Origin of the sequence: Thermomonas sp. (genome assembly GCF_035369645.1) — a bacterium.
Lineage (GTDB): Bacteria > Pseudomonadota > Gammaproteobacteria > Xanthomonadales > Xanthomonadaceae > Thermomonas.
The window spans coordinates 22603-28648 of sequence record NZ_DAOOUM010000024.1 but is presented as its reverse complement, the minus strand read 5'-3'; the positions used below and the strand labels follow the sequence as shown (position 1 = coordinate 28648).

The 6046-nt window shown below is 61.1% G+C and carries 4 protein-coding genes and 1 pseudogene; 2 read left to right on the top strand and 3 right to left on the bottom strand.

From position 1 onward, the window contains the following. From PK789_RS06315 to PK789_RS06305, 3 genes and pseudogenes are all read right to left on the bottom strand, one after another. On the bottom strand, nucleotides 1-405 hold a 405-nt coding region (locus tag PK789_RS06315; RefSeq protein ID WP_324307800.1), incomplete at its 3' end, for an HvfC family RiPP maturation protein. Beyond that, nucleotides 402-1224, bottom strand: a pseudogene (locus PK789_RS06310) (HvfB family MNIO-type RiPP peptide maturase). The gene PK789_RS06315 and the pseudogene PK789_RS06310, both read right to left, overlap by 4 nt. A 6-nt stretch (nucleotides 1225-1230) precedes the next feature. Further along, complete coding sequence (locus PK789_RS06305) at nucleotides 1231-1764, bottom strand: HvfA family oxazolone/thioamide-modified RiPP metallophore (protein ID WP_324307798.1); 534 nt, start codon at nucleotides 1762-1764, stop codon at nucleotides 1231-1233. Between the two features lie 166 nt (nucleotides 1765-1930). Here PK789_RS06305 and PK789_RS06300 point away from each other — a divergent pair, with 166 nt between their 5' ends. Next, nucleotides 1931-4654: a DUF2339 domain-containing protein gene (locus PK789_RS06300; RefSeq protein ID WP_324307796.1), complete on the top strand. Its 2724-nt coding sequence runs from the start codon at nucleotides 1931-1933 to the stop codon at nucleotides 4652-4654. Beyond that, nucleotides 4651-6042, top strand: a complete 1392-nt coding sequence (locus PK789_RS06295) for a DUF3999 domain-containing protein (RefSeq protein WP_324307795.1) — start codon at nucleotides 4651-4653, stop codon at nucleotides 6040-6042. The genes PK789_RS06300 and PK789_RS06295 overlap by 4 nt, the downstream gene beginning before the upstream one ends. Nucleotides 6043-6046: the final 4 nt, after the last annotated feature.

The window sequence follows — 6046 nt, the reverse complement described above, 5'->3', positions numbered from 1 at the left end:
TACGTCGCCTTGCGGATCATGCGGTGGCGCGGTGGCATCACACAGTTGCAGGCCAAGCTCGGCCCATTCGTAATGTGCAAGCTCGGCCAGCCATGGGCGTGCGGGGTTGGCATGGGCTTCGAGGAAGGCGACAAATTCAAGCCCCAGCCGGGTGAACAGCGGCGTTTCGCTGCGATGGTGGGTGAGGAAATCACGCAGCAGGGTTTGCCACTCGCGTTCGCGCAACGTCTTGCGCAGCACCGGGAAGGTGCCGGCGAGCAGGCCCTGCAAATTGTTGAAGACCAGCTCGCGATACACGCGCAGCCGGCGGTCTTCAATGCCATCTGGCCCGGCGTGGTGGGTCGGGTCGCGCACATGCGCGGCCAGCGTGTGCAGTTGCGCGTGCAGGGGCGTTTGCGCGGTCATGTGTAGGGCCGTTGCATGTCACGAATGCGTGCCACTTCAATGACCAATTCTTGCAGCGGTGGGAAATTGAAATCACGTTCCAGCACGGTGGGGCGCACGCCATGGCGGGTGTAGGCAGCTTCTAGCAAGGCCCACACATCGGCTTTGACCGGCATCCCGTGGGTGTCGATTTTCAAGTCATCGGCTTCATCGAAATGCCCCGCGATGTGGTAGCTGGCGATGCGCTGGCTGGGCATGGCGGTGATGAATGCGTGCGCATCGTAGCGATGGTTGATGGCATTGACGAACACGTTGTTGACGTCCAGCAGCAAATCGCAATCGGCTTCGGTCAGCACTGCGGTGATGAAGTCGATTTCGGAAAGTTGTTGGAACGGCGCGGCGTAGTAGCTCACGTTTTCCACCGCAATGCGCCTGCCCAACACGTCTTGCGCGGTACGGATGCGCGCAGCGACATGGTGCACGGCGTCCTCGGTGAACGGTAGCGGCAGCAGGTCGTATAAATGGCCGTCTGCACTGCAATAGCTCAGGTGTTCGCTGTACAGCACCGCGTGATGCCGATCCAGAAATTGCCGGGTCTGTTGCAAAAAGGCGATGTCCAGCGGGTCGGGGCCACAGCGACAGCGACAGCCCATGGCAACTCAGTGGATAGCGTGCGGTCAGTGTGGTGAGTTGTTCGCCCAGCATGCCACCCACACCAATCCAGTTGTCGGGTGCGCATTCCAGAAAATCGAAAGCGCCCGCAGGCGCTTCGATCAACTCATGCAGCAGTGCACGGCGTAACCCTAGGCCGGCGCTGTGTGAGGGCAATCGACGTGCCACATCAACTCACATCTTGCTGCCGCATTTGCCTTCGCCACACTTGCCTTCACCACATTTGCCTTCGCTGCCGGCGGTCTTGCCATCGGCGCCGGCTGCTTTGACATCACCACCGCATTTGCCTTCGCCCATGGCCTTTTGCATGGTGGCGTGGTGGGCGTCGAATTCTTGCTTGCTGATGAAGCCATCGCCATTGCTGTCGATGCCGGCAAATTTGTCGCTTTTGCCACCATGTGCGGCAGAAAATTCGCTGCGCGAGATGCGGCCATCTTTGTCGGTATCAAGGTCACCGAAGGTGTGCATAGGTTTGGCGGGTGTGCTGGCGGCAGTGGACGCAGGCTTGGCCGTGCTGCCACTCATCATCCCGGCACCACACTTGCCTTCGCCGCATTTGCCTTCAGTGGCGGCGGGCTTGGCCTTGCCGGCGTCTTGCAGATAGCCGTGTGCCAGTGCGTCCATCGAAAACAGGCTGCCTGCGGCCAAGCTGGCACTGGCGATAGCGGTGGTCATGGCGATGGACATGGGTTTGCGGAGGTTCGACATAAGCAGCTCCAAAGCGCATTGGCGTGGGTAAGTAGGCCGATGCTACTGCGCGGCGGCGTTTGCGGCCAGTGCGGGTGGCGAGGCGCGGGGCGTTGTGTTTTCAGGCGGGCCGGATATTGTGACGGATTGCCGGGTTCCGGCTGCGGTGCAAAGGGCAATGGACGATATGGTGGGACTTGGCTTGTTATTGCTGCTAGTGGTGCTGGCTGTGCCGGTGTTTTTGATCATCGCCCTGATGAGGATTGCCGACCTACGGCAGCGGGTAGATGCGTTGGAATTGGCGGTGCAACAGGGCGCGCGTGCAGCAGTTGCGCCAGTGGCCGATGTGCCCGCGTTCGATACGCCGATACCGGCGGCACCGGAACCATGGGCAGCGCCCCTGCCGCCAATCATGGAGCAAGCTGCCGCACCACCACCGATGCCAGAGCGTTTACGCCATCTGGCAAGCGCGCGCTGGCAGGCTGATATGCAAACAGACGTGCAAGCGGACGTGCAAGCGGACGAGCAGGCTGAGACAGCGCAGGCGTCACAACCGCCGCCCGCACCGCTGACACCGAGCTGGGCCGAACGCGCCATCGACCGTATCAAGCTCTGGTTCACCACCGGCAATGTGCCGGTCAAAGTGGGCATGGTGGTGTTACTGGCGGGCGTGGCCGCGTTGCTGCGCTATGCCAGTGACCAAGGCTGGTTGCGGATGCCGATCGAGCTGCGTTTGGCGGGTGTCAGTGCAGCGGCGTTGGCGGCATTGGTGTTTGCTTGGAAGCGGCGCGAAAGCCATCGCAGCTTTGCCTTGGCCGTGCAGGGCGGTGCGATTGGGGTGTTGCTGCTGGTGACGTTTGCGGCGTTCAAGCTGTACAGCTTGCTCGATGCCGGCCCGGCGTTGGCCATCAGCGTGTTGTTGATTGCGGGAATGGCGGTGTTGGCGGTGCTGCAGGAGTCGCGCACGCTGGCTATTTTGGGGACATTGGCGGGGTTTCTGGCACCGCTGTGGCTGTCCACCGGCAGTGGCAACCATGTGGGTTTGTTCACGTATTACGCCGTGCTCAATGCCGGCATTTTTGCAATTGCGTGGGTGCGGCCGTGGCGGGTTTTGAATCTACTGGGGTTCGCCTTCACCTTTGGTATCGGTACCTTGTGGGGGGTATTGCAATACCAGCCAGAAAAATTTGCCAGCACCGAGCCGTTCTTGTTGTTGTTCTTCGGGTTTTATCTGTTGTTGCCACTGTTGTATGCACGTAAGGCACAGACCCCGGGCGGTGCGCGTATTGATGGCAGTTTGTTGTTTGGCACGCCGCTGATTGCGTTCTCGTTACAGGCCGGGTTGTTGCAGGGCGAGCGCATGCCGCTGGCCTTGTGTGCGCTGGGGTTGGCGGTCATTTATGTGCTGCTGGCGCGGGCACTATGGAAACATGCGCGCTTGCAGTTACTGGTGCGCGGCTATGCCATTTTGGCGGTGGGGTTTGCCACCTTGGCTATTCCGCTGGCGTTGTCGGCGCGCGCCACGGCCTCGGTATTTGCCTTGGAAGGCGCGGGTTTGGTGTGGTTGGGGTTGTCGCAACAGCGGCGCTTGCCGCGTTGGAGCGGCTTGGGCTTGCAGCTGGCCGCTGCGGTGGCATTGGTCTTCTCAAGCTTCAGTCTTGCCAATTCCGCATCCGCAGATGTTGCCATCATCAACCCCACCTTTATGAGTGCGTTGTTGATCGCGCTGGGTGGTTTTGCCACGGCATGGTTGTATCGCAGGCAAGAGCATACGGTGATGGCGACTGCGGCCTACGTCTGGGGCTTGGTGTGGTGGCTGGGCAATGGCGGCAATGAGATTTCAAATTTTGTCGATGCCACACACCGCCTGCACTTGTATTTATTGCTGATGGGCGTCAGCGGATGGTTGGCGGCGGAGGTGCAGCGCAAGCAGCCGGCGCAAGCTTTAGCGTTGACGACCTTGGGCGCGCTGGGGATGGCCTTCCCGCTGGCGTTTGCGCAAATGCAAACCAATGGGCAGCCGTTTGCAAACTATGGTGTGTGGGTGTGGCCGCTGTTTGCGATCTTAGGCCTGCGCAGTGTGTGGTGTCTGCGCAATGGCGGTGGCATGGTGGCGGGGTTGGCGCAGCTGGTGTGGTGGTTGCTGTGGCCCACCGTGTTGTCGCTGTTGGCTGCGTTTATCGGCACACGTTTTGAATTAGCCGAAGGCTGGGTGGGAATGTTGCTGGCGCTGCCTTGGTTGGGGCTGGCTGCTCTGTCACTACGACGCAGCGCATGGCTGGCGATGCCGCTGGGCGAAGCCTTTGCGCCTTTCCAAATGCCCCTGCGCGTGCTGGTGTTCATTGCCTTGGGTTTGTGGTGGTTATGGATGTTGTTCAGTGCCGGCAACAGTGCGCCGCTGCCGTGGTTGGTGGTGTGCAATCCGCTGGATCTTGCGCAGCTGGCGGTGCTGTTATTGCTGGTTCTCTGGCTGCGCGATGGTCAAGATGCGCAGGCAACGGTGGCATCCAAGCCGGTGATGGGATTGGCGCTGGCGGGTTTATTGCTGGTGACGGTGATGACCTTGCGCGGCGTGCATCATTGGGGCGGACAGGCATGGAATGACGCGCTAGTGGGTACGGGCTTGGCGCAGACCAGTTTGACCGTGGTGTGGAGTCTGCTGGGCGTGGTCGGCTGGGTATTGGGTTCGCGTCGTGGGCAGTGGGGCTTGTGGTTGGCCGGTGCCAGCTTGATGGGCATCGTATTGCTGAAACTACTATTGATCGATCGCGGTAATTTGGGCGATCTGCTCGGTATCGGTGCCTTCATCGCGTACGGCCTGCTGTGTACCTTGGTGGGCTGGTTGGCCCCCGTGCCGCCACGGCGTGTGCAGGCTTCAAACAATGTAGCTGTGGATGAGGTGACGGCATGAAACCATGGGCAACGCAGGTAATGGGTTTGCTGCTGTTGCCGCTGGCGGCGCACGCGGGCGATGACTATGCGCAGCAGTGGCCCGTGCACTTGTCGCGTGCGGATGCGGGTGCCTATCAGGTGACGTTGGAGGCCGCGGTCTATCGCGCCGCGTATTGGCGTGATTTGCGCGATGTGCGGGTGCTGGATGCGCATGGCAAGCCGGTGGCCAGTGTGCTGCAATCCGGCCCCGAGGCGGTACCGACGCAAATGCATCGCGGTGACATGGCGTGGTTCCCACTGCCGGTGGCGTCTGTGACATCAGCCAATGACTGGCGCGTGATGGTGCAGCGTTCAAGCAATGGCGATGTGCTTGCGGTGCGCACTACCGCAACGTCGCCCGCAACGCCGCCCACGACGGCTGGGGCAGCATGGTTGGTGGATCTGGGTAAAGACAGCACCCGCATGCGTGCCCTGTTGTTGCATTGGGGCGATGCCGGGCAGGCATTGGATGCGGGTTATCGTTTGGAAGGCAGCGATGATTTGCGTGATTGGCGCGTGCTGGATCCACAGGTGCGCCTTGTGCAATTGCGCAATCAAGGGCAAGAGCTGCGCAGTAATCGTATTGCCCTAGAAGCTCCCCCACGCTATTTGCGTTTACTACCGGTGCAGGCAAATACCACGGTGCCATTGAGCGGCGTACAAGCCGAGTGGCTAGATGTCATTGCCAGCAATCCATGGCAATGGCAAACCGCACAGGCGATCAGTGGGCCCGAAAAAAACGGCTTTAACTACCACAGTGAAGGGCGTTTTCCGGTGCAGCGGGTGGCGCTGCAAATGCCTGCCAATAGCAGTGTGCGCTGGAGCGTGTTGAGCCGGGATACAGACACCGCAAGCGCATCGCATACGACAGCCAAGTGGACATCGCGTGCATTTGGATGGACGGCGTGGCAGTTGCAAGACGCCGGCAAAGTGCAGGTCTCGCCGCCATTGGACTTGCATGCGGTGATCACTGACCGTGACTGGCGCGTGCAAGTGGAGTCGGGTGATTTACCCGCCACGGCACCTGTAGTGCGATTGGGGTATCAACCTGCGCGCTTGGTATTTTTGGCGCAAGGCACGCCGCCCTATGTTGTGGTGGCGGGCCGTGCGGCGGCGCAGATGTCAACCGATGCGGTGGAGCCGCTACTGGCGGCACTACGTGCGCGACACGGCGCGCAATGGGTACCAGCAACGGCCAGCTTGGGAGCGGGCCGCCCACGCGCAGGCGATGCGGCCTATATGCCGGCGGTAGCACCGCGGGATTGGAAAACCCTGACCCTATGGGCGGTACTGGTGCTGGGGGCGCTGGTGGTCGGCGGGTTTGCACTCAGCTTGTTGCGCGGCAAGTCAAACCCGGCCGCGCAGTAAGTCG